Source organism: Paenibacillus sp. PvR098, assembly GCF_017833255.1.
Taxonomy (GTDB): Bacteria; Bacillota; Bacilli; order Paenibacillales; family NBRC-103111; genus Paenibacillus_G.
Map to the genome: position 1 here is coordinate 3,853,008 of NZ_JAFIBU010000001.1, position 23,963 is coordinate 3,876,970.

Annotated in this window: 12 protein-coding genes and 1 pseudogene; 10 read left to right on the forward strand and 3 right to left on the reverse strand. The window is 47.0% G+C overall.

The features are described 5' to 3' along the window. Positions 1-322 precede the first annotated feature (322 nt). Entirely contained in the window at positions 323-2,263 is a 1,941-nt protein-coding gene (locus JOE45_RS19085; RefSeq protein ID WP_210022832.1) for a hypothetical protein, read from the forward strand. Between the two features lie 196 nt (positions 2,264-2,459). On the opposite strand, the gene JOE45_RS19090 is transcribed toward JOE45_RS19085, so the two are convergent. Next, a complete protein-coding gene (locus JOE45_RS19090; protein WP_210022831.1) occupies positions 2,460-2,906 on the reverse strand; it encodes a lipocalin-like domain-containing protein in 447 nt (148 codons plus the stop codon). A 364-nt stretch (positions 2,907-3,270) separates the two neighbouring features. Between JOE45_RS19090 and JOE45_RS19095 the strand changes: the two genes are divergently transcribed. Further along, positions 3,271-3,729: a hypothetical protein gene (locus JOE45_RS19095; protein ID WP_210022830.1), complete on the forward strand. Its 459-nt coding sequence runs from the start codon at positions 3,271-3,273 to the stop codon at positions 3,727-3,729. A gap of 329 nt (positions 3,730-4,058) precedes the next feature. After that, entirely contained in the window at positions 4,059-4,340 is a 282-nt protein-coding gene (locus tag JOE45_RS19100; protein ID WP_210022829.1) for a hypothetical protein, read from the forward strand. 661 nt (positions 4,341-5,001) lie between these two features. On the opposite strand, the gene JOE45_RS19105 is transcribed toward JOE45_RS19100, so the two are convergent. After that, positions 5,002-5,439 carry a hypothetical protein gene (locus JOE45_RS19105; protein ID WP_210022828.1) on the reverse strand — a complete coding sequence of 146 codons (438 nt, stop codon included), beginning with the start codon at positions 5,437-5,439 and terminating at the stop codon, positions 5,002-5,004. Positions 5,440-6,175: 736 nt separating this feature from the next. Between JOE45_RS19105 and JOE45_RS19110 the strand changes: the two genes are divergently transcribed. The 5 genes from JOE45_RS19110 to JOE45_RS19130 all read left to right on the forward strand — a co-directional run bounded on the left by JOE45_RS19110 (position 6,176) and on the right by JOE45_RS19130 (position 22,124). Beyond that, entirely contained in the window at positions 6,176-6,607 is a 432-nt protein-coding gene (locus JOE45_RS19110; RefSeq protein WP_210022827.1) for a hypothetical protein, read from the forward strand. A 236-nt stretch (positions 6,608-6,843) separates the two neighbouring features. Next, positions 6,844-7,236 carry a hypothetical protein gene (locus JOE45_RS19115; protein ID WP_210022826.1) on the forward strand — a complete coding sequence of 131 codons (393 nt, stop codon included), beginning with the start codon at positions 6,844-6,846 and terminating at the stop codon, positions 7,234-7,236. Between the two features lie 1,634 nt (positions 7,237-8,870). Beyond that, complete coding sequence (locus JOE45_RS19120) at positions 8,871-11,975, forward strand: hybrid sensor histidine kinase/response regulator (RefSeq protein WP_348632560.1); 3,105 nt, start codon at positions 8,871-8,873, stop codon at positions 11,973-11,975. Positions 11,976-12,003: 28 nt separating this feature from the next. Continuing rightward, positions 12,004-13,137, forward strand: a complete 1,134-nt coding sequence (locus JOE45_RS19125) for a response regulator (RefSeq protein ID WP_245247075.1) — start codon at positions 12,004-12,006, stop codon at positions 13,135-13,137. A 233-nt stretch (positions 13,138-13,370) separates the two neighbouring features. Beyond that, positions 13,371-22,124, forward strand: a complete 8,754-nt coding sequence (locus tag JOE45_RS19130; protein WP_210022824.1) for a cadherin-like beta sandwich domain-containing protein — start codon at positions 13,371-13,373, stop codon at positions 22,122-22,124. A 144-nt stretch (positions 22,125-22,268) separates the two neighbouring features. Here the strand turns inward: JOE45_RS19130 and JOE45_RS19135 are convergent. Next, positions 22,269-22,538 (reverse strand): annotated as a pseudogene (locus JOE45_RS19135) (transposase); the annotation flags it as partial. Positions 22,539-22,681: 143 nt separating this feature from the next. Here JOE45_RS19135 and JOE45_RS19140 point away from each other — a divergent pair. Continuing rightward, on the forward strand, positions 22,682-22,822 hold the full coding sequence (locus JOE45_RS19140) for a hypothetical protein (protein WP_210022823.1): 141 nt from the start codon (positions 22,682-22,684) through the stop codon (positions 22,820-22,822). Positions 22,823-23,029: 207 nt separating this feature from the next. After that, positions 23,030-23,947: a class A beta-lactamase gene (gene bla / locus JOE45_RS19145; protein WP_210023568.1), complete on the forward strand. Its 918-nt coding sequence runs from the start codon at positions 23,030-23,032 to the stop codon at positions 23,945-23,947. The last annotated feature ends 16 nt before the right edge of the window (positions 23,948-23,963 follow it).

A 23,963-nucleotide genomic window follows, 5' to 3' on the forward strand; every position in this document is an offset into this window, starting at 1 on the left:
TTTGGACGGATAATAATGTTTCCGCATACGGCACATGTGGAGTGTTGTGTGCCGCTCGTAAGGAAGTAGTATTTCAGATTAGCTTTTACCTTTCATTATAATTGATAGAGCCTAAGTGGAGTCAGCGCTTAGGCTTTCCTTATGTACAGATACTGTAGGGCAGAAGTGAAAGATATTAATATTCAGGAAATGGAAGGGGATTGAAGAAACTTGTCGAAAATAGATTTGGTGAACGGTACAAGCAGCAATATGCTGAGGGAATTTGATTTTTATAGGTTCAGTGAAATAAGTTCTTTCTAGAGATCGTTGAGGAGAGATAGGAATGATATTTTCAAATCCTGAAAGATTTAACTTTTACAAAGCAGAGAATGAAGCAAAAAAAGGATACGATAACTTAATAAAGTTCATAGAGAACCAATTAGAATCTCACGGTATCGAAGTAGTCATTGGAATCTTAAAGGCTTCTGGTATTGCTGTGAACCTTTACGGCAGCAAAAAACATGGGAAAATATTTAATGATTTGATTAAGCAGCTACTATCTAAAGTTACTATTGAAGAAAAAGAAAAAATAGATGCTTTAATTACTGAATCTTCCAATCTTGAAGACATAATAGGTATCTTTAATCAAATGCGAACAGACTTCTTTAATAAATTTGAAAAAATGGACTATAAGTATCAAGTTGTTTCTTATTTGTTATCTTTAGAGGGCTATCTAAGTTTATTAAATAGTGATGCGCATGAAAGTTATAATCTTAATCAGAAAACTGCATTATGGGATACTGCAATTGAGTCTTCAGGTATGATTTTAAAATACTTTATGTTTAAAGATTACGAATTTAGCGGAAGTAAGAAATCTATTAATCCATTATTTCTAGAGGTATCAAAAAGTCATATTTTCTTTAGCTCTTATTGGAATGAGATAAATGATCTTCTAGAGTATTGGAAATACTCAAATTTAGATATCACATTAAACTCGAACGGGCGGACCTCTTTAGAAATACTAGATACTGAGTTCGAACTAAATAATTTAATATCAAATGATAGATTTAATAATCTACGAGAAGGTTGGCAAATGAGTGCCCTAGGTGAAATAGTATCTAAAATAAAAAAGGAGGATCAACGACAAGATATTCTTTCTGAGACAACTGATCGATTGACATATCTATTTGCAGCTTTGTATTTTGGATCACCAACTTTAGAAGAAAAAGTGGAGAATATAAAACTATCGAAATGGATTGATGCATACCAATTATTAATAAAAGAGAGTAAAAACTTTTTAAACAGAAACATGAAAAAAAATAGTCATAAATTAAAGGAGGTTTGCATAAGCAAAACAAAAAAAATGTGGAAAGAGCTTTACAAAAATAATGGATTTTCTAGTGTTGAATTTAGTGTCATAATGGATTTTTTCACCTTTAATAATAAATCACAAGATCTAGTAGATTGTCCGTTTATTCCCGTTGATGACCAATTAGTAGTTCTGCCATCACTCACTGCGAATGTTGATGTAGCAAGGGCCCTTGCTTCTAATTTTCTTAACAGCAATGTTAATTTGGATTTTAAAGGTGAAGGTTTTGAAAATAGAGTAAAAGCAGGTTTTAACATAAATAAGATAAGAAACTCTAGACTATATAAAAAAACTGATGAGACAGAGTATGAATGTGATGTAGCCTTTATGATCGAGAATGATATTTTTTTCGTAGAGTGTAAGGCTCATGTGCAGCCATTTACAACACGACAGCATGCAAATCATATATATAAATTATATAAGGAAACTTTCCAATTAAACAGAATAGCTGATTTTTTCAGTAGTAATATTAGTCTAGTTAAGGAACAACTCAAATTAAACGATGATTTTATTATAAAGAATACCCATCGTATTTTATTAACTACCTCCATGATTGGAACACCAATGCATATTAATGGAGTCCATATAATTGATGAATCTGCTTTTACAATGTTTATAGATAGGAAACCTCCTTCATTAATGTTGATTAATAACGGAGATTATAAAAGGGAGTATACAGATAAATTTGACATCTATAATGGAGAGATAACAGTTGAAAATACAATTCAGTTTTTAAATTCCCCTCCTCAGATACAAATTCTTAAGGAGTTTTATACAAAGAGGAATTTGAATTTGAATCTATTTGATATTAATAGGTATATTAAGGTTAACAAAACAATTCATATCGGAGATGAAATAAATAGTGTAGATGAAGTTCTAATCAATAAATTTTATACTGGAAAGATTGAAGTATAAATATTATCAGCGGCGGCATTGTGTTGGAATTTACCATGTTCTGAGAAATTATTATTATGTGCGGCGGAGATCATGGTTGCGGTGTACCGAACTGTATAAATGATAAGCGAATACTGCCACATCGATAGGTTGTCAATTTTGCGCAAACCACACATGTGGAGGTGACAGTGTTACTTAAATGGAAAGGGGCTTCCGACTAAGCCCCCTGCAATAATTCACCCATTCCCTGAGGGTGGGCAATATTGTAGTGAATCTTGATAGAGCCATCTTGATGGACTTCTATCTTATGAATGACCTGATGAAGCAATTGTTTTAGAACTTGCTCATCATCAATGTCAAGCTGTGCAAACAACGCAATTTGCTTCTGAAAGGCACGGAATTGCTCTTCCGTGTCTTTTTGTGTTTCGAGAATGGATTCCAGTTCCGCTTTACGTTTGGCAAGGGCTTGTTGTTCTGCCTGAATACGTTGATTTTGGGCGGTAACCAGTTCAAGGGTAAGAGCCTGATTAGAGAAGAGGGTGATAAGTCCCTGTACATTCTTCTCTAACTGTTCTTGTTGCTTATTCAGCTTGTGTAACTCTTTGATTAGAGCGGATTGTTTTAGACCAACATTCCCTTTCACAGCATCGAATAGCCTGTCCAATCTGACGTTACTGCCAATCAGTTCCTTTAGGTCATTCTTCACCGCCGCGAGTAACGTATTATAGCCGATGATGTGGGAAGAACAGAACGCCTTCCCTCGTTTCACGTAACCACAACAGACGTAAGCCCCATCCTGCTTCTTTAGCCTATCAAGCTTATACCACTACAAGGGGGAACAGGATATGAAAGAAATATTGAGTCGTAAAGAAGCCGCCAAATTTGCAGGAGTAAGCCCAAGAACGATTCTGAGAGCGATACAAGCACGTCAGCTTGACAACTGTTAAGATTGGCGAGGGTAAGACCTGCTCTTACATGATAAGCCGCTCAGCCGTTACAGAATACATTCACAGAAGGGGGCGAAGGTAATGACAGGTAGATTCATACTATACCACAACGGATTCTACTCCCTTCCGAATGAAGTAGCATGTTGTAGCCGCCTAACAGGGGATTCATTGAAGTTGCTTGGACTTATTATGAATCGGGTTAATACCGCCCATTCCCAAGTTCCAACAAAAGTTGCCATGTCGAGACTCCTTCTAAAGAGGTTATTCGGGAACAAAGATGACAAAACAGTAAAGAACTACGCCGAACGCTTGAAGCAGTATGGATTCATTGAAGCCTTCTCTATGCAGAGAGGGGACAGCGGCGAGTTCGTTTTCAGTATCGCTGACCGTCCTGAAAATAATCCGTTCGTGCTACTCAGTTATATTGAAAATGAAGTGATTGCCAACACTGAGTTACAGGTAGGACAGGAAGCGGATAGCTTGCTAGTAGCCTTTACAGCCGCCGTACAAGCCGTAGAACATGTTATGCTCCTAGGCTAAAGAACGCCGCTGAGAGCCAACGCGAGACGATTCTAACAGCCTATCGCAGTTACCTTAGTGATGCACTTCAAGCCGATGGGAGGGCTTGCATAGGGACTAGACAAGCTAAGCCTAAGACTAACAAAACCGTCAAGTCTTCACCGACTGTGACCGCTTTACCCGATGATGTTCAGTCATGGTCATTAGCTGACTTCGTGTCTTGCTTCCTCCAAGAATACAGGAAGGTTACTGGAAAGAATCATAGCACTAGACAGAGCCAAAAGACTGGTAAAAGTGTTGAGGATTGCATCAAGGAATTACAGCATCATTATAGAGACGATGAAAGAGCCATGCAAAAGCCAACGATGAAGAAGCACATCGAAGCGTTCTTTGTGAACTATCCGCCGACTGATAAAATCACCCCAACCGCATTTCTAATGGCTGATTGTGATGCGCTTTATAATGTCCAACGCTACCTAGAGACGGGAAGCAAACATACCCCGTATGAAGAACGGTCATTCAAAGACAAAAAGAGTCAGGCAGAATTGAAAGTGCAGCAAGCTAGGGAAGATAACGTGCAGAGTTCGCAAAGAGAAGAAAAGCAAGAGCGTCAGTTCAAGAGTTTTGATTAGTTCCTTGAACGAATCAAGGCAATGTAATAACAAGGCGAAAGGAAAATAAATTCCTTCCACAAGGAAAAATATTTCCCTGTACATGGAATTTATTTTCCCTCCAATCAGATATTCATGGAAATATTTTTCCTTCTTATGCTCATTTTCCCTAGATAAAACCTAGAGATTTTGCTTCCCTAAGAACTTACCTTAAAGAAGAGAGAAGAACTGAGAACAAGTAGTACAGCACCACGGGGTAAAGTTCTCCCTTAATGTATGGCGGCTAATTAAGTTCGGACAGCTTTACTATCATAACTTCCAGTTCCCCAACCTCCCCTAATTTCCGATTGTACCAAGTGTGGCACAGCCGCCTTTATCATAGCTTTTACTGAGCCGAAGCGTTTACCAGTAAAAGGATATACGGAGTTTGGCTTTACCTGTTCACTCAATTCACAAATGGACAGTCTGAAAGCCATTATGGGGCTGTATAAGGTCTTATAAAGGCAGAGCCACCCACAAAGAGGGAGGCTCTTTTGCTATGCCCTACAGGGCTTATACGGCTTCTTATTTGACCCCCACCCAGTGCCGAATGAAATGCAATTTGTTGTCGCGGCATAGTTTACCTTCGTCTGCTCCATACAAAATTTTGATGAATTCTTGGTACGTACAGTAACTTAAGAGCCTATACTTTTATACCTCGGAATCTAAAATTTCCATAATCAATTACAACAATCTCTCCATCTTGCTTCAAACGCACATTTTGATAATTTGGTCTGCCCTGACGAGTCAGAATCTCATATGGAATAATTCCATTTTTCCTAAACTTTGCTCTTAGTCCGTAAAGTTTCTTTCTATATTCTTTGGATTTCGGAAGGTCCCGATTAAATCTCGTCATTATTATCCATTTATATCCATTTTCAAAGTCAATAATATTGGCAAGATGCTTTCTTACAGAAGGTGAAGACGAACGATATGTGATTACTTCCCTCTTATTGCTCTTTATCCCATACTTTGATTTCGCAACTTTCTTTACATTACCGTTACCAAGGTCATATACAATTCGTCTCGCACCTATCCCAATGACTCTTTTACCTTTGATATGGCTTCCTATTTTTTCCATAGTTCTAGCTACTGTCACCCCCAAAATGAAAAAAATCTAATAGTTCCCTCATTTTATGACGCTATTGAGCGGTATGATTGGACAAAACAACAAAAGCCCCATAATCGGGGCGTTATAAGTTCATGTTCATGTACTTTCACCAAGGTTTACTTACCGCATCAGTAGTCTTATGTCACACCCCAAAAATGTACTTGAGCAAACACCATTACAGCGGACACTAAAATTTGTTTTCACTGTCTACTCGGCACATGTGGAAACGGTAATATTGATGGTTCGAAAATGAGATGTAGCAGGTTGTTGTTCTGTTTATTCCTAATGGAATGAACAGGACAGCGATTTAACGATGTAGACAAGGCTTCGTGATCACTCATTAAAGGGGGAGATGCGAGGACTTAAAGGAACAAGGTGTATACATCAAATGAAAATTACCAAAATAAATCCGTTTGTCGCGTACTTGGAAGGAAAAAACTTGCTGATTTATTAAGCGAGACTTATTCACGTTAAAATTCCTATAGAACAGATAATATTTGCACGTACAAGACGTGGAACAAATCCGTGATTGACCTGTGCGTGATACTTTCTTTTTTTCATGAGTCTGATGGAGGATAAACATATAGAGGTAGATCACCGGTTATAACAATATACCTCTATCCCTATTTCTTTTGAAATAAAGCAACATAATTTGATAATTCACGTCTAATTTAACATGAAGAATTTTAATTAGAGAGGCGAGAAGGTGGAGAGAATACCAAAGATCCTTCTTGGTACGATGGTTGTCGCTTGTATAGCCTGCATTGGTATATCAATAAACATAAAAGAGGTTTACGCATACAAACCTTTGTCTAAGCAAGAACTAGGGAAACATATGACGCAGGAACAGAAGACGATGATGGAGTTTCAAAAAAACTATTTGAGCGTCATTGACCAAAAATTTGGTGCATTTAGTCAGGACACTCGTCTAGCTAACTACGGTTCAATTCATATCGAAAGAGAGAATGGCAAACCAAAAATAGTTCTTAGTATTAGTAAAGATGATGATGTATCAAAAAGCCTGGTTCAAGAAATAAAACAAATCGTACCTTCAGATGTTCTGAAAATAAGAAAAGTTAAACATTCAAAAAGTGACCTGAAGGGCAACAATCACGATTGGAAAATTATGTGCATTTAATAAGGGCCGACGGAGCGAAATCAATCAGTAATGCCATCAACGAAATAGATAATACGGTTGAGCTTACAGTTGATTATATATCTCCGGAAACAAAGCAAAAGATTCAACAAGAACTTGGTGGAGATGTAAAATTTATTATAGATCCCAACGCAGTAAACTAAGTTTAACACGGCAAAGCAATTACAATTATTATGGCGTATCGATATATACACTTCATCCCCAAAAGAGGAGCAGCCATGGATGTGAAAAAAATAATTGTAGCTATTTTAATAATACTTACCTTAAGCGCTTGTAGTAACCAGTCTCCACAGCAGTGGAATGTAGATTCTGCTATAAAGGCGTTAAATTCAAATGGTTTACAAGCCGAGAGGCTTCCTTCCACTTTAGTTGCAATAGAGAAAGAAACATTTAATAGCTTAACCCCCAGTGCAACATTGAAAACGAAGGAGCAGCGTTACATTAACGTGTATATATACGCTTCAAATGAACAAGCAACACAGGCTTTAAATGAAATGCTAGTAAAGAGAAAAGATGATGGAACACAGGGGCATATTTCAAAAAATGCTTTATTTGTACATTTTGATGGGGGTTTTTCTCAGAGTGAGAAGAAAGCAATTGAGAAGCTGTGAGAAAACCAGCATCGGCGAAGCTATAGGATAAAAGCACTGTCATTACCGTTGGGAGGATCAGCGGAATATTGGCCTGATCGCTGGGAAGATTCCGCTTTCAGAAAAGAAACAGAGCCTTTAGAGAGAAATGTGAAAAGCTGATGACTTCGTATCAAAGGACGGTCAGACTCAAGAGAGTGACTTTGTGAAGTGAGGCATTGCTTGGTGGGTCTTCTGTACGGCGTGGGATTTATGGACAATTTCATAAAAACGGATTTGGAAGAAGCGAAGATCGGAGGGGGGTGTTGTAACCGTCACGACACGCAGCGCGCTTGTGAAGCGGTTCATGGAAACCGAGGCTTCAATGGTTTTTGTTGGAGAGGAGCTTGTCGGCGAAGAGGGAACGGATGAAGAATGGGAGCGCATCATCGAAGAGTTGAGGCGCATTAGCCTTCAGATTCGGATTGTTTACTTTTGTCATCGACCGGCCGATGATCTATTCCTAACGAAGCTGACCACCCTCGCTGTGCATGCAAATCTGCGAGCATGCAACAGAGCAATATATTGACGCGTCTTCTTTGCACTAACGGGACACGATAGCATAACGACACTAGGCTGCCAACATTTTCGGCAGCCTGTTCAAGTGTACCAATTAAAGTATGTTAACATAACCAGTAAAACAGGGTATCCCTCTGTGATATGTTAGCAGACATGCCTAATAACCCTCTAAAGTTGCCAACGCGAAAGGTTATTCAACTGGAATTATGCTATGCGAAAATTTTTTACTAGTTATAATATCGCGTATATCCAGTGGATAAGCTTATTCGCACATGTGATCAGAGGCACTTTATGAGGCTTTCTTACCTTCCAACGGGTACTTTAACTAATGCTCGGTGATCCGTTTAAGGAGCAAAGGTACGATTTTGATTGAAAGGTGCATAAGAAGAACTCACTTGGCAACAAATCTGAGTGAGTTCATTTTTTTTCGACAAGCACTTTATAAAAGTCTATCAATGGTTTTTAACATTATCATTATACCTTTTTATTGTAGCCAAGCTGATTAAGGCCGCCAATTTAAGTAAGTATCCGTAGCTGGGTGGTAAAACATAAAAGTGCCTGTTGAGCCCGCATTACCCCACACATTATATTTTTTCGGCATGAATATGGGAACGATTTTAAAATTCATTAGTCCATAGCCATAATCTATACCCATAAAAAACTACGCCCAATCCTTCATCTTTTCAAAAGTCTCTTCTTTCAGAATCTCGTGTTGAGCCAATGCTTTCATAAACTTAAGCCGGTCCGCTGTAGTAGAAACAATACCACCCCCGGCAAACATAATGCTCAGACTCCGGTATTGTGTAATATCAGTATTTCCTCCATATAACCGGCCTAGAGGGTATTCGCTTTTTACCATGAGTTCGGAGTAATGAGCAATCGAAGGCTGGCCAAGCCCATATCATGCAATGGATTTCCTGTGTTTATTTCCGCTAACATATAGGTATGTAAACCTGATCATATTACGGAAGGAATAAATTATAAAACATACGGAGACGGAGAATAAGCGATAATTGGAAAAGGATTTACAAAGGAATTGTGCTCCAATAACTCGAATTATGTTCGTTAGCAGAGAGGTGTTTCTGAGGAGAGTCAGTGTGGAAAAGCATTGGATTACGAAGATCGTCAGTTTATTATTAGTCATCATTGTCCCCGTCTGCTGGTATATCCAGAACATGGATTCCCTGCACGACAGCCCGCGGGCATCCGCAGGAACCATTGATTTATCGGACTGGGACTTTGCGGCAAACGGTACTGTTCTTCTGCGCGGAGAGTGGGAGTTTTACCCGAATCAGTGGATTGCCCCGGGGGAGCCAGGCACATCACGCCCGCAGCAGAAGGGGGGCCGGCATGAGTCTTCAGGTTTCATATCTGTACCGGGAAAATGGGACAAGAACATATCGGAGGATGGGAAGCGGGGCCCGTTCGGCTTTGGCACTTATCGGCTGCTGATCCATCTAAATAACGATCAAGAGAAGGTTTACGGAATCCGTACCACCAATATCCGGATGGCAAACCGGTTGTTTCTTAACGGGCAGGAAGTCGGATCCAGCGGCAATCCTGGCTCATCGCCGAACCAGGAGAGGGCCGATAACGTTCCATACACCGTGTTTGCCGCCCTTTCAGGCAGTACGGTGGAAGTGGTGGTACAGGTCTCTAATTTCACCTATTCATCGGGTGGGGGAATGGTTTTTCCTATCGAATTTGGGGACCAGCAATCGGTGATGAGAAGCCGGGAGTTCGCGTTGTTTTATGATGTGCTGACCTCCGCGGGTTTTTTACTCCCCGCTATTTACTTTTACCTGCTTTACCGGATGCGCAGGCAGGACCAAGCCTTATTTCATCTTGCCTTTTTTTGTCTTTTTGCCTTGATTTATGTGCTTACCCATGGGGAAAAGCTGGGCGCGGCCATATGGCCCGGGCTACCGTATGAAATCGTGCTGCGGCTTCAGCTGATTTCGTCGACATTTGCCTATTTTTTTCTTCTTCGCTATGTGGCAGCCACCGTTCCGCTGCCTGCGCATCGCAGGGTGCTTCCACTGTTTACGATTGCCGCATCGTTTTTGGTGCTGTCGGGTTCGGTTCTCCCGACAGAGATTTTCACACAATGGGAGGTGCAGGCCCTCGGTTTCGGATTTGCGAGTGTAACGTACGTGCTATATGTCATATTGATCGTAAGCTGGCGGCAGACGGGGGGGAGCGGATTTTGGGTGTTGGTCAGCCTTCAGAGCATTCTAGTCATTATCCTGGTCAATATCCTGTATTTGCTGGGTGTAGATTCCGGTCCCATGGTGATGATGTACGAGCTGCTTCTCTTTGTTTTAGCACAGGCTCTGATACAGGCCAAGCGGTCCGCTCAATCCTTCAAGGAAGTTGAGCAGCTGTCGCAGAAGCTGCTAACGCTCGACGGATTAAAGGATGAATTTATGGCGAATACCTCTCATGAACTTCGAACGCCGCTGCACGGGATCGTAAATATGGCACAATCGATGATTGAAGGCGCGGCGGGAAAGCTCAATCCCGAACAAAAAAAGCAATTATCAGTGATCGTCTCCACCGGTAAACGATTGTCTTCGTTAATTAACGATATCATCGATTTTGCCAAGCTGAAGAACGGAGACATTGTCTTGAAACGCGATGCGGTAGATTTCCATTCTGTCGCCCACTCCGTGCTCGAGATCACCCAACACCTGATAGGGAAGAAGGATATTCGCTTCGTGAAGGAATGGCCGGCCGATTTGCCGCGGATTGATACCGATGAGGAGCGGCTGCAGCAAATTTTGTATAATTTGCTGGGTAATGCCGTGAAATTTACCCGGCAAGGGGAAATACGGATTAAGGCGGAAGCGTTCGGGGGACAAGTCAAGGTATCCGTTGCGGATACGGGGATCGGGATTGCGAAGGAGCGATTTGAGGACATATTCAAGTCCTTCGATCAAGGCGGCTCTGCGGTTCACCGCGAGTATAGCGGAACGGGTCTGGGTTTGAGCATTACGAAGAAGCTGGTTGAACTTAATGGCGGCAGACTGTGGGTAGATTCGGAGCTGGGGCGCGGCTCCACGTTTTATTTTACTCTGCCGGCTGCGAAGGACCGCATGCTGGAGCGTAGGCAAATACACGTTCCGGTTAAGGAAGAAGCCCCGCTTGAGCTTGCCCCCGTTGGGGCGCCGCCTCTGATGGAAAGCAGGGGAACTGGCGCAGGCTGTGTGTTGATCGTGGATGACGATCCAGTCAACCTGCAGGTGCTGAATAGCTTATTATCCGTGGAAAATTATGAGATTATGGCCATCGACAATGGGGCTGACGCCCTTGAGGCGCTTATTCGGGGCCACAACGTTGATGTGGTTATCGCCGACTGGATGATGCCGGGGATGACCGGAATTGAGCTCTGCAAGGGAATTCGCGATCGGTTTTCATTATCCGATCTGCCGATCCTTATGCTGACGGCAAGAAGCCGCCCGCAGGATCTCGAGCTGGGCTTTCAAGCCGGGGTTAACGATTTTTTAAGCAAGCCGGTAGATGCCATAGAGCTGCGGGCCCGCGTTCGGACTCTGCTGGAGCTTCGCAGGTCGGTGCAGACTTCGATCAGGACAGAGATGGCCTTCCTGCAGGCGCAAATTAAACCTCATTTCTTATATAACGCATTAAATACAATTATTGCGACCTGTCCGATAAATCCGGATCAAGCGGTACATCTGCTGTTGGAGTTGAGCCAGTATTTACGAAGCAGCTTTGACTTTCAGAATCGGGATCAGCTGACGCCGCTGCAGAACGAACTGGAGCTGGTCAAATCATATCTGTTTCTGGAGAAGGCCCGTTTCGATGATCGGCTTCAAATCGAATTTGAAGTCGATGAATCGCTCCAAGCCCTCATTCCACCTCTCAGCATCCAGCCGATCGTGGAGAATGCAGTAAAGCATGGCGTGATGCAAAGGGCGAAAGGAGGTTTAATCGAGATAAAGGTGCAAGGGACGGAGGACGGGTTTACGGTGCTTGTCCAAGACGATGGAATCGGAATCCCGCAGCATAAGCTGGACTCTATTTTGTCGGACGGCAATAAAAGCGGTTCTGTCGGCTTGATGAATATTCATAAGCGGCTGTTGACGTTATATGGGAAAGGGTTAGTGATTGAGAGCGAATGGGAGCACGGTACAACGGTCAGCTTCAGTGTCCCCCGTAAGGTCTCCTGGAGCGAAAAATGATTTGGGGTGAATGCTTGTGAGGGCCATCTTGATAGATGATGAAAAACCGGCGCTGCTTCAGCTGGAACGGCTGCTGGAAGCAGACGGCCGCATTCAGGTCGAAGGGAAATTTATTTCCGCGCAAGCTGGGTTGGAGCATCTAGAGCGGCATGGGGCGAGCATCGTCTTTCTTGACATCGATATGCCTGAAATGAACGGCTTGGAGGCGGCGGAAAGGATTCAGCAGATCAACGGCGACATCCGTATTGTGTATGTGACGGCTTACGCCCATTACGCGGTCGAGGCCTTCGAGCTGTACGCGCTGGATTATTTGTTAAAGCCGGTTAATCCGAGCCGCTTCGCCAAAACGGTGGAGCGGCTCGCCGCTGCAATCCGTCACCGGAATGTCGAGGCCGAGACACCGCCTCAGCCTGTAAAGGAAAAGCGAGTAGGCTGCTTTAAGCGGCTGACGCTTTACGATGACGTAGACACGGCCAAGCATTATAAATGGAGAACGACAAAATCACAGGAGCTGTTTGCTTTCTTAATCCATCACAAAGGGCAGTGGGTATCTAAGGATCGGCTTCTAGAGGCACTATGGCCCAACTCCCTTCAGGATAAGGCGATGACTCATTTGCACACCTCTATCTATCAAATCCGCAAATTGATGAAGGAGTGGGGAGTACGGGCGACGGTGGAGTATGCGCTCGACAGCTACCGTTTGTCTGCCGAAGAGATCGTGACCGATGTGCAGCTGCTTGAAGCGATCCCGGTGGAAGAAGCAATAACGGAACATAACAGGGAACGCCGCGAAAGTATTTTGGATTTGTACAGCGGAGATTACTTGGAGGAGCATGATTTTTCGTGGGCGGCGACAAAAAGGCAGGAGCTCCTTAATCGCTATCTCAGTCTGTCGCTTACTATGGCGCAGTATGAGCTGGATACGGGGCGGGAGAGGCTGGCGGTGCAGAGACTGCTAAGGCTGCAGGACAAAGAACCTTATTCGGAAGAAATTTGCGAAATGCTGCTAACCGCGTACGCGAAGAACAACAATTTCAATGCTCTGCGCAGCCATTATGAATTTTTTGTCCGCCTCATACGAATGGAATTAGATAAGAAGCCGGAAAAACTAACAAAAGATTGGTTAGAGAGGCTGGTCCATGCTAAAAAATTTCAGAAATAACCGAAAGAGGAGCTTCCCCGGGCTGGGAGGCTCCTCTTTTTCTAAACCTGACATGATGTTCAGAATCGGTTCAGTGAAGGCAGGTATAGTACATTTATAAGACATAAATCTCTAAATGATGACAAATGAGAGGGTGATGAATGACGAGTGAGGTAGAACCGTGTAAAAAGGATTTTTGGGTGGAAATTTTTGGTTGTATGATTCTTTGAAACCAGACGGAGGGAAATACTTTGGTGCGAAAACGATGGAAATCTGTACTGGCCAAGCTGTTGATTGTTACGCTTTTGACACAGCTTATGCCGCTCCTGCAGGGAGGGCTGGTCACCGCTTTTGCGGAGGAGCAAAACGGCAGTACGGTGATGGAACAAGTATATGGCGGCGAACCGGTGCAGCCGGCAGAACCTGCTGCCGGAGCGGGTACGGCTCCGCAGCAAATGCAGTTCACTTCTGCAAGCGTGCCCAGTGACAAGATAACAGACTATACCTGGGAGCGAATAACGCTTAATTTAGCTCCTGATGCCAGACAAGCCGCGGCTATGGCTTACGACGAGAACGCAGGCAATGCGGTCATGTTCGGGGGTCAGGGCAATACCAGTCTGCTGGATGATACATGGATTTGGGTCGGAGACCAGAAAACCTGGCATGAAGAACTGCTCAATGCCGCTCCCAAGCCATCTAAACGTAAGGGGGCGGTAATGGCTTATGATACGGTCAGCCAAAAAGTACTTCTTTTTGGAGGCGAAGGTGAATCCGGCGTGCTTAACGACACGTGGCTGTGGAACGGCCAGGCTGCCCAATGGGAGCAAGTAACCGGGCTCACGGCCTCTCCTCCTGCCCGCGCCGGAGCGCAGCTTGCCTTTGATGGCCGGCAGCTTGTATTGTTCGGCGGTTATACGGGCAGTGGAAACGCGAAGTTGCCGCTCGGAGATACGTGGCTGTGGGATGGAACGGCTTGGACACAGGTACAGCCGGCCCAGTCTCCTCCGGCTGCCTACGGCGGCCAGATGGCTTATGACGGGAATACTGCGGTGCTGTATGGCGGCAACACGGGATCCGTAACGATAACCTACCAAAGCACCGGTACGAACGAAACCAAAACGCATACCCATGACGACAGTTCTCCGTTGCTGTGGAGGTGGGATCATGCTGCCCAAACATGGAGCTCGGTGAATGGACCTGAAGGTTATGGCCGCTCGGGACAGGTCATGGCTTACGACGGACGCCGCATCGTGGTTTTTAGCGGGGCACGGGACTATGTCCATATGTACAATGCGGTCTTGGTGCCGGGCTTGAAATTGCCTTCGAGCATGTATCCCCCAATGTTCGGAAGTATGGCATACGGATGGACCGGAAGTTCATGGGAGTTCTATCCGCGCACAGTGTCCATGGAAACCGTATATCAAAGCAATAAGGATAATGACGGGAAGGTCTATGATGTCCAAACCGTTCCCAATCGGCTGCCTTTTCCAATCAGTTATGCCAGCATGGCTTTTGACGGCAAAAATTTCGTCGTGTTTGGCGGAAACCGCAGTCAAATCAGTATTATGGACAAGGTTTTCGGTTCCGTAGTCGGTGCTATGCCCGCGGGCAATGTGAACGAAACATGGGTGTTCGGCTATTCGCCGCCGACAGCGCCAGGCCTGAAGTTTGATGTGGATCCGGTAATCAATTATGATCCGCAGCATATCAATGATACCGTCAGCGTCATCACGAATGTTTATGACGACGGCACCCGAACCATCACCTCGCGAGGGTTGGAGTACCGCCTGTTTACGGAGACGGGAGATGGCCCCTGGACTCAAGTGCCTTATACGGATTCAGCTTCAACGGGGACGGGCACCTTTACTGTTACACTAGAGGGTCTTACCTGGCAGCAGGAGTACGAGATAAGGGGCTATGCCGTCAATGAAATCGGAACAAGCTATACCGTAACGAAACGTTTTGTGATGAAGGACGATCCGAATATGACACCACCGGATGTCCAGTATGACCGCGTCGGTGCGTCGGTCCTGCACGTTAAGGACAAGAAGCGGCTGGTCGCAGTCGGCACAAGCGTCGTTAATTTACTGCGTAAACCTTTGAACGGCATTCATTACTACCTGCAGAGCCAGAGCGGTACGACATATGCGTTGTCCTACAATATTTTGAATGATCGCCAGCTGGAGCTGACATGGACGGGTGAATTGCCGCCGGGTAAGTATAATGTACACCTGGAGCATGATTTCTACGACGATCATGTATTCCCGGAAGGGCTGTTGGTAACGGCGCTTGACTTCTATAAGCCGCGCAATTTTGCCAGAGTCGAAGTGCCGAGCACGTCTGCAAGCAATGAAGTGAACAGCTTGGTGCTGCAAGGGCCGTTTACGGAGGACCCGTCGGCACCGAATGTTTATGTCCTTAATGACGCGTCCGAAACGGTGACGATCAATGGGTCGCTGATGTTCAAGGGCAGCAGTCTTGTCGTGGACAAGAACGGTGAGAACGGTAAAGCCGCGATTAGCGGAGAGGGACGCTTATACGTTAATGGCGGCGGAGCGCTGGGTTCGAATTTGTCCTACACCATTCAGGACGGTCCGTTCACCATCTCATCTGATAATTTTTCCATTGCCTTGAACAGCAGCGAGGCCGCCGATTATTTGAATATCGATATGCCTGTAAAGGCGAGCTCGCTTGTTTTTGCCAAGGATGGTTTGCGCCTGACGGGAGATCTGCAGATCGGCTTGCAGGCAGGAAGTCAGAAGGTTACGGATTCCGTACCGGTTAATGATATGACATTCCGCAATAACCGCTTTGATCTGTCCGGTACGTTTACAATGAATAACAGCTTTAAGGTTGGGCCGTTTAACGCGAGCGAAACCAAATTTGTCGTGGACACCCGGTTTCCTTATATGGCTGTTAGCGGTAAGGGCAGCTTGCCTAACACGGATCTGAGCTTTGATATGTATATGAAGACCAAGCAGGGACGTTTGGATGGCGTAAGTTTCGGCATGTTCCGCAAAATGAAACTGGCATCTACCGGTCTTCAGGTCAATTATTTGTACGGCAGCATCGACAAGCTCGCCGAACAAACGCAAATTCCCCAAAAGTTCAGCGTTACCGGCTCAGTGAATGATGTTATTGTGCCTGAGCTGAAGCACCCGCAGGTCGATTATAAGTTTAACCTGATCGGAACCGATTCGATAAACATGGATGTATCCTCCTACGGCTTTAAGGCCAGTGGAACTGAGTATTATTACTGGCTGCCTGTGAATAACATGAGCATGCAGTCGGTGGTTAACCCGGCAGCTGCCGGAATGAAAGGCTTTTCCGCCCCGGGCTTTACTTCGAAGGGCGAGGTCAATATATACGAAGTAGTTAAGGGAGCCATCGGCACTTATTCCTTCAATAATAAGGGCTTCAATGGGGTGATTAAAGGAACCGTCTATGTTCCAAAAGGGATCCCGCGTATCGGCGGTGCGACCGTTCGCGATGTTGTGCTTAGTGTGAAGGAAACCGGCATTTACGGCACGTTCAGACATAACGGGGTTGGCGCGAATCTGAAGTATACCTTCAGCAACAATACGATTTTGTTTGAGGTGGAGGCCGAGCCTCCGAAGAAAAAGTGGTGGGAAAAAGGTCTGGACTTCATGAACAGTGTCTCCGACTTTATGGACGCGGCCGAGCCGTGGCTGGATTTGGCGGAAGAACTGCTCCTGGTGAATCCGGATTCCCCCAAGCGGGTAACCATCGCCTCGGCGGATACGTTCAAGCGGGTATTTACTTTAGAGCCGATCAGCTTGTCCTTCCAGCCGGAGGATACAACGCAAACAGACGTCAAGGCACGGATTGTCGATGGACAGCTTACGGCGCTTGATCAGACGCCGCTGATGACAACGGAAGCAAACGGTTCGAACGGACGGTTGACCGCCGGTATTGCGGTGACACGTTCTTACAACGCGCTTATCGCCTTGACGGGCGATCAGAGATCTGCCGTTCTAACGGCTCCCGCAGCTTCAGGCCAACGGGAGCAAATCGTGCAGCCGGAAGTATTCTATGATGCCGCCGGCGATACAACATTCATGCGCTTGTCGCTTTATCCGGGTAACTGGAAGCTTGTATTTAGCGGCAGCAGCCGTATCAGTGTAAATGAACTATTGTTTGCGAACGAATCGCTGACGCTGGCTAAGTTGGCGGAGCTATGGAAGCAAACCCCTGAGCGGTCGGTTACATCGCTTACAATGGAGGAGCGCGGAGCCTATGTACTGAAGATTGGTGCTGCGCAGGGCGAAGTTATTGTTTACAAACCGGACGGACGGCCTTACAGCCTGCAAACGGCGCAGAATCAGCCGGATTGGAACGCCTATCGAGATGCAAACGGCAATCTGTACGCGCTGCTCAATGCGGTGGAGGCGGGAACCTGGATCATCAGCGCAGGCACCAGCCCTACGGTGGCTTTGAACAGCGTGCCGTCGCAGGCGACGATCGGCGAAGTCGCGCAATGGGTGCAAACCCAAGCCTACCCTACGGCATTTCAAATGAGCAGCACATTCAATAAACAGGCCATCGTTGAGATTTACGGGGCAGACGCGCAGACTAGGCTATATGCGCCAAGCGGCGAGCTGTATAGCCTGCAGTTTGATCCGAATCAGTCCGGCATGAATGCCATTTATGACGAAGTGCAGCAGAAACTGACCATTCTGCTTAACGGGGACGATCTGAGCGGGCAGTGGAAGGCGGTAGGCAGCAGCTTTACGAGTGTCGTTGCCTACAAGTCCAGCAGGAAGCTCAAATCGATTAAGCCGCTGCTGATGGAAGGGCGCTTTACCAAATTCTTTGAATTGGCGGAAAACGGAAACTATATGCTGACGGTCAGCGGTGGAGATGCTAACACGGTGATTACCGCCCCGGATGGCACTCCGTATGCCTTGAGCTTTGATGCTCCAAACGGCAATGCCTACCTACAGCCGGCGGCAGACCGGGTGCCGAGTACAGGCTTGAGCGGAGATCCGTTCCAGCAGACGCAGATTGACACGCCAAACCCGGCGAATGACGGGCGGGATACGCTCTACGTCTCGCTGTTGAACGCGCCTGCGGGCAAATGGACGATCCAAAACGCGAAAAAGGTGGATCTACAAATCCAGAAGCTTATCCCGTTGCCTGCGCTCAAGGCGTCTGTATCGCATGTTCCCGGAGCGGAAAACCGTATTCAAGTGACTTGGTCGATGGAGAATGCGGCGCCTGATGCGGAAGTGACGGTGATGCTTACGGACAGCGCGGATCAGTATATCGGAGAAGTGATCGCCGATGGTTTGTCTGCTTCCGGCAGCGCAACTATCGACATTCCCGCTTCGAAGATGCCCGGGACTTATGATGTGTCCGTGGCGAGCGTAAGCGCCGATAATGCCCCAGTGTACGCGATTGCGGAAGGAACGGTTGAGGTGACCGCTCCGTATACGCTCCATGCGCCGGAGCAGCCGGAGGTGCTTTCTACAGGCAACGGAGAAGTGTCGCTGCGTTTTTCTTCCCTATCGGGAAATGTAACGGCGTATCGGATATGGGTCAGCGGAGGCGCTGACGGCGAAGCTGCCGCTCCGATCATGGACTTTGCCCCGCAGTCGGGGAATTCGCAGTATGCGGTTGTTTCCGGATTGTCTTCCGGGGCTTCCTATACCTTTGCCGTATCGGCTATCGGACAAGAGCAGGGACGTTTGGTATTGAGTCCTGTATCCGCGAGCGTGACAACGGAGCTTCCTGTTCCTCAGCCGGCTGTTTTGGCGATGTCGCTTGACGCGGGCTCGCATGCGGTCATTGAACGCGCCTATACGGCATTGGACGGAAGTGAGGAAACGCTGCTGCTTACTGCGGCTGAGCAGGCTTCCCTGCAGGTAACCTCAGATCAAGGCGCAACGCTTGTACTGTCTGTTAATGGGCAGCAGCTTAGCAATCAACAAGTATCGACGGGCGGGACTTACGCATTTAAGCTGCATGAGCTGCTTAACGTAAGTGCGATGAAAGAGCGGGAGTACAATCTGCTGATCGAAGCGGTCAATGCTCGCGGTGACCGCAGCCTGGCGTACCGCAAGCTGTTTATTGATCGCACCGGCCCGCTGCTGATCGCGTCCGGCGGCGATGATCCGCAAGGTAATCCCCTTTCCTTGAACGGTACGGTTACAGGTGACAGCAAGGTTTATATTACCGGTCAAACGGACGCCGGAGCGAAGCTTGACATCAATGGAGCAAATGTCCCTATCGATGACGAAGGACGCTTCGTATATTACGCTCCACTCGATTGGGGAGCGCAAGCGGATCGGAGTCGGATTACGATTACGGCATCCGATGAGATTGGCAATAAGACGGAATATGGCTTTGAGGTGCTGCGAGATACGGCAGGAATGATCCCGACGTACCCTAGCGATCTTGCGGCACTGACGACAAGAAGCGCGAAGATGAGCGCGCCTTATGAATTCGGCACGACCTCGCATCAGGCGTTGGCATACTCGGATAAGGTTCGCGTCTACGCGGTTCCGATGGTTGTGTCCTCCGTGGTGACTGTAGACGGACAAGAGCTTCCAGCAAGCGGTTATGTGGATGTCGAGGTGCCGGCGGCAGGACGTACCGTGCAAATACGGGTTCATTCTGACAACGCGGCAGATAAGCTGTACACGCTGCAAATTGACGGAATGCGCTCCAGCGTGGCGGCCTTGCGTACGTTGAAGCTGAATAACGCCTCGGTTACGCAAACGGGTGAAGAACTGGCTGCACAGCCCTTTACAGGAGCAGAAGAGACCTATGCCGTTTATGTGGACAATGCGGTGGACACCGTTACCCTGACGCCAGGCGCGTTGAAGGCGGGATCAGGTATTCAGGTGAAGGGGCAAACCATCCAGAGTGGGCAAGCTTCCCAAACGATTCAACTGCAAGTTGGAGAGAATCCAATTCCTGTGGAGGTTACCTCGCCGGATGGCTCGGAAACGCGCAGCTACCAGATCACCGTATGGCGGGAACAAAGCAGTAACGCGCAGCTGCAGCAGCTGGGACTGGCTGCGGACGGAGCGAAGCTGGTACCCTCCTTTAATCCGGCTGCATTGAATTATCAAGTGCTCGTGCCTTATGCGACAGAAGCCTTTACGCTTTTGCCTGTTACGGAACAATCCGATGCAACGATTCGCATCGATGGTCAAGCCGTGACGAAAGGTTCTGCTCTATCCATTCCGTTTAACAAGGATGCACAAACATTTGCGGTCGAGGTAAGTGCGCAGGACGGCACAACACTCACGTATACCGTTTCCGTGCTGCGTCAGCAGGTGTTGCCTATACAGCCGCCTTTACTGGCGAGCTTGCAGGTGAATCCAGTTTTGAATAGCCCCTTTACACCTTATAAGCTTAACTACAGTGCCCTTGGAACAACTCCTTACAGTAATGCGACGGTAACGGCGATCGCTAATGACCCGCAAGCCATTGTGACGGTCCAAGGGGTATCTTTGAAGGGCGGCGGCAGATTCACGCCTGATCTCGATTTGGGAGATAATACGATTATCGTGAGTGTCGAATCCGCTGATCTAACCGCCTCTCAGACTTACTCCATCGATGTGGAGTATGTAGAGGAGAATTATTCTCAAGAGCCGGCCCAGAACGTGCGTCAAACGACGATTTCAGGCGGTACCGGAGCCTGGACGGATCAAACCTCAATCGTTCGGACCCGTACGGAAGATGGAAGGACACTCGATACGGTGACGCTGAATGCCGAAAAAGCGCGCATCCTACTGGAAAAAGCGGTTCAGAACCAGGACGGCATCGCTCGTATCTATGTGACTGACGTGCCTGATGCACCTGCGGATGAGCGGATTGTAAGCTTAAACGCCGATACCGTGACCTTGCTTGCAAACGGCGGTATGTCGCTGCAAATCGTACTTCCTGAAGCGCAGCTCGCTCTATCGGCAGCTTCGCTGCAGCAGCTAAGTAAAGATGGAAAAGATGCTTATTTCCGGGTTGTTCCGAGTCGCTCCGACGCCGAGCGCAGCGAGGTTACATCGCGCGTTCAGGCCGCTGAGCTGGTGCAAAACGCGGCAGGAGGTCAACCGGTCGCCATTATCGGACAACCGGTCAAGATTGAAACGAATTACTCGGGATACACGACAGAGCTCATATTACCGCTGAATAACTTGACGCTGCCTGAGAATGAAGCTGCAGCCCAAAAAATATTATCGGAGCTGGCAGTTTATATCGAGCACAGCGATGGCGACAAGGCGCTTTCGCAAGGAGAAATCCGTTATGATGCCGAAGGCAAGCTGGTCGGTATTGCTATTGAAATCAACAAGTTCAGTACATTTACAATCATTCAGAAGAATGGAACAGAGGCGTCTGAGGCCATTGAGCCTTACCTCTCGGGCTATCCGGATGGGACCTTCCGTCCTTCGCAAGCGATCACGCGTGCGGAGCTGGCAATGATTCTAAATCGCGTACTGACCCAGAAGGCGTCCGGGGACAGCGCTTCGTTATCGACACAGGAAGAACAGGCAGCTGCAGCCGGTTACCCTGATGTCCCTGCGTCGCACTGGGCGGCGGATGCGATCGCCCATATTCAGCGTTCCGGGCTCATGGTCGGCGACACAAACGGTATGTTCCGTCCGGATGACGCTGTCAGCCGCGGGGAAATAGCTACTATTGCAAGCAGACTGCTGTCTGCGGCCAAGGCAGGCGATACCCCGGTAAGCAGCTATCGCGATATGGATGGTCATTGGGCATTCCAGTCCGTTACGCGAGCCAGTGCATCCGGGATTTTGCAGGGCTACCCGGATGGTGCCTTTCTCCCGGATCAGGAGCTGAACCGCGCAGAAGCCGTGAAGGTGCTAAACCGCTTGTTTGAACGTCCGGTATCCGAAGTTCTGTTGTCATCCAGCTGGCCGGATGTGCCGGAAGGACACTGGGCCTTGCAGGAAATCGAATCGGCTTCAAGCAGAGTGATTTTACTGCCGGATGGTAGGGTAAATACGGTGCCTATTCGATAAGAGGACGTATGGCAGTTCAGCCTTTAATCATGATATTCAGATAAAAAGGAAGGGGCTGTCTCATAAGTAGTATCAAAACTACTGAGAAACAACCATAGTTTACAAATAAGCCAACGATTGAGTGAAAAAGAGCGAGTTTGGTGGTCAGATTCCCACCCATACTCGCTCTTTTTCCTTCGTTGTTGCCCATGTGAGTAGATTATGGGCAAGGGAAAGCCACCCGACCTCCAGGCTCACTTTAGGCAAGCCGCGAAGCAGGAAACGCCGGAAGCTCCGGTTGCTTTTCATTTGTCCAAACACACTCTCGGGTTCAATCATACGACGAACGGAAAGCTTGTATCCTTCTTCACTTTGGAGCAGCTCTCGTGCTTGCTGCTTCTGACGAAGATACTTCATGCTGACCCGCATTTCCCTAGCTTCATACTGTATCGACTTATCCGGTTATCCATATATTCGACGCTTCGGTTTGAATGGCTTCAGCCTTCGTTCTGCCGAATCTACCTGTACTCCATACCCCATAGCCTGTCAGCCATGACGCATGCAGGAGTATTGGCGGGATGGCAAGTCTTAAGGATTCGATCCTCTCGCGTAAATCCGTTTCGTCTAACAACTTTGCATACCGTAAGGTCATTTCAGGAGAGGCATGGGCTAAAACTGAATCGGTAGGAGTTAGCAGTTCAGGTTCCAAAGTGACCTGATTGAACAAAAAATGAGTTTGACATTTTCAGATTACAAATGTAGTATTGGATTACACTTGTAATATGTGATTATACAAGTAATCAATTAAAGAATGGAGGATAGATTTGTTTTCTAAAAAGTAGCGCATTTGTATTTTGAAGATCAGAAATGAGGATTGGACTTTGAAAACAAAACATGGATTTATATTTCGAGTAAACAAGCTAAAAATGGCCGCATCGATGTTTTTGATCGCTCTTCTGCCGCTGATCGGCTGCGCAAAGACTGAAGTGCCTACGGCTGCTGTCAAGAATGAAGAGACATTGCCATCGGCTAAACCGGCCGTCACGGATCAATCGTTTTTACAACTAGAGAACGAATATAATGCTAGGCTCGGCGTTTACGCAATCGATACCGGAACGGGACGCACGATTGCTTACCGGCCAGATGAGCGGTTCGCTTATGCGTCTACATACAAAGCTCTGGCGGCAGGTGCAGTTCTGCTGAAGAGCTCGATCGAGGAACTTGATGAAATCATCACCTATTCCAGTGATGAGTTGGTTACCTATTCGCCCATTACGGAAAAGCATGTATCGACTGGAATGACTCTAAGGGAAATAAGCGATGCTGCCGTTCGCTATAGCGATAATACGGCGGGAAATCTCTTGTTCAAGCGGCTAGGAGGTCCCGCCGGCTTCGAAGCGATTCTTAAGCAAATCGGCGATAATGTCACACAAGCGGACCGCTACGAAACCGAGCTGAACGAAGCCGCCCCTGGAGACGACCGTGATACAAGCACGCCAAGGGCTCTTGCCACCTCACTTCACGCTTTTACAGTCGGTGACGCGCTTCCGGCAAATAAACGTACGATCCTTACGGATTGGCTGCGAGGAAACACGACAGGAGACGAACTGATTCGCGCGGGTGTACCTGAGGGCTGGACGGTCGGAGATAAAACCGGCGCAGGGAATTATGGAACGCGAAACGACATTGGTATTGTTTGGCCTCAGAACGGCGATCCCATCGTCATTGCGATACTGTCAAGCCGCGATAAGAAGGATGCCGGCTATGACAACTCACTCATCGCACAGGCTTCCAAGGCTGCATTGGACGCTTTGATGCGAAACGCTAAGGACCCGTCACAATAATCACAATGAAAGGCTT

Excerpts from the sequence above, each read along its gene's own strand:
- JOE45_RS19085 (WP_210022832.1), top strand. The coding sequence starts at position 323 with ATGATATTTTCAAATCCTGAAAGATTTAACTTTTACAAAGCAGAGAAT.
- JOE45_RS19095 (WP_210022830.1), top strand. The coding sequence starts at position 3,271 with ATGACAGGTAGATTCATACTATACCACAACGGATTCTACTCCCTTCCG.
- JOE45_RS19100 (WP_210022829.1), top strand. The coding sequence starts at position 4,059 with ATGCAAAAGCCAACGATGAAGAAGCACATCGAAGCGTTCTTTGTGAAC.
- JOE45_RS19105 (WP_210022828.1), bottom strand. The coding sequence starts at position 5,439 with ATGGAAAAAATAGGAAGCCATATCAAAGGTAAAAGAGTCATTGGGATA.
- JOE45_RS19115 (WP_210022826.1), top strand. The coding sequence starts at position 6,844 with ATGGATGTGAAAAAAATAATTGTAGCTATTTTAATAATACTTACCTTA.
- JOE45_RS19140 (WP_210022823.1), top strand. The coding sequence starts at position 22,682 with ATGGCAAGTCTTAAGGATTCGATCCTCTCGCGTAAATCCGTTTCGTCT.
- bla (WP_210023568.1), top strand. The coding sequence starts at position 23,030 with ATGGCCGCATCGATGTTTTTGATCGCTCTTCTGCCGCTGATCGGCTGC.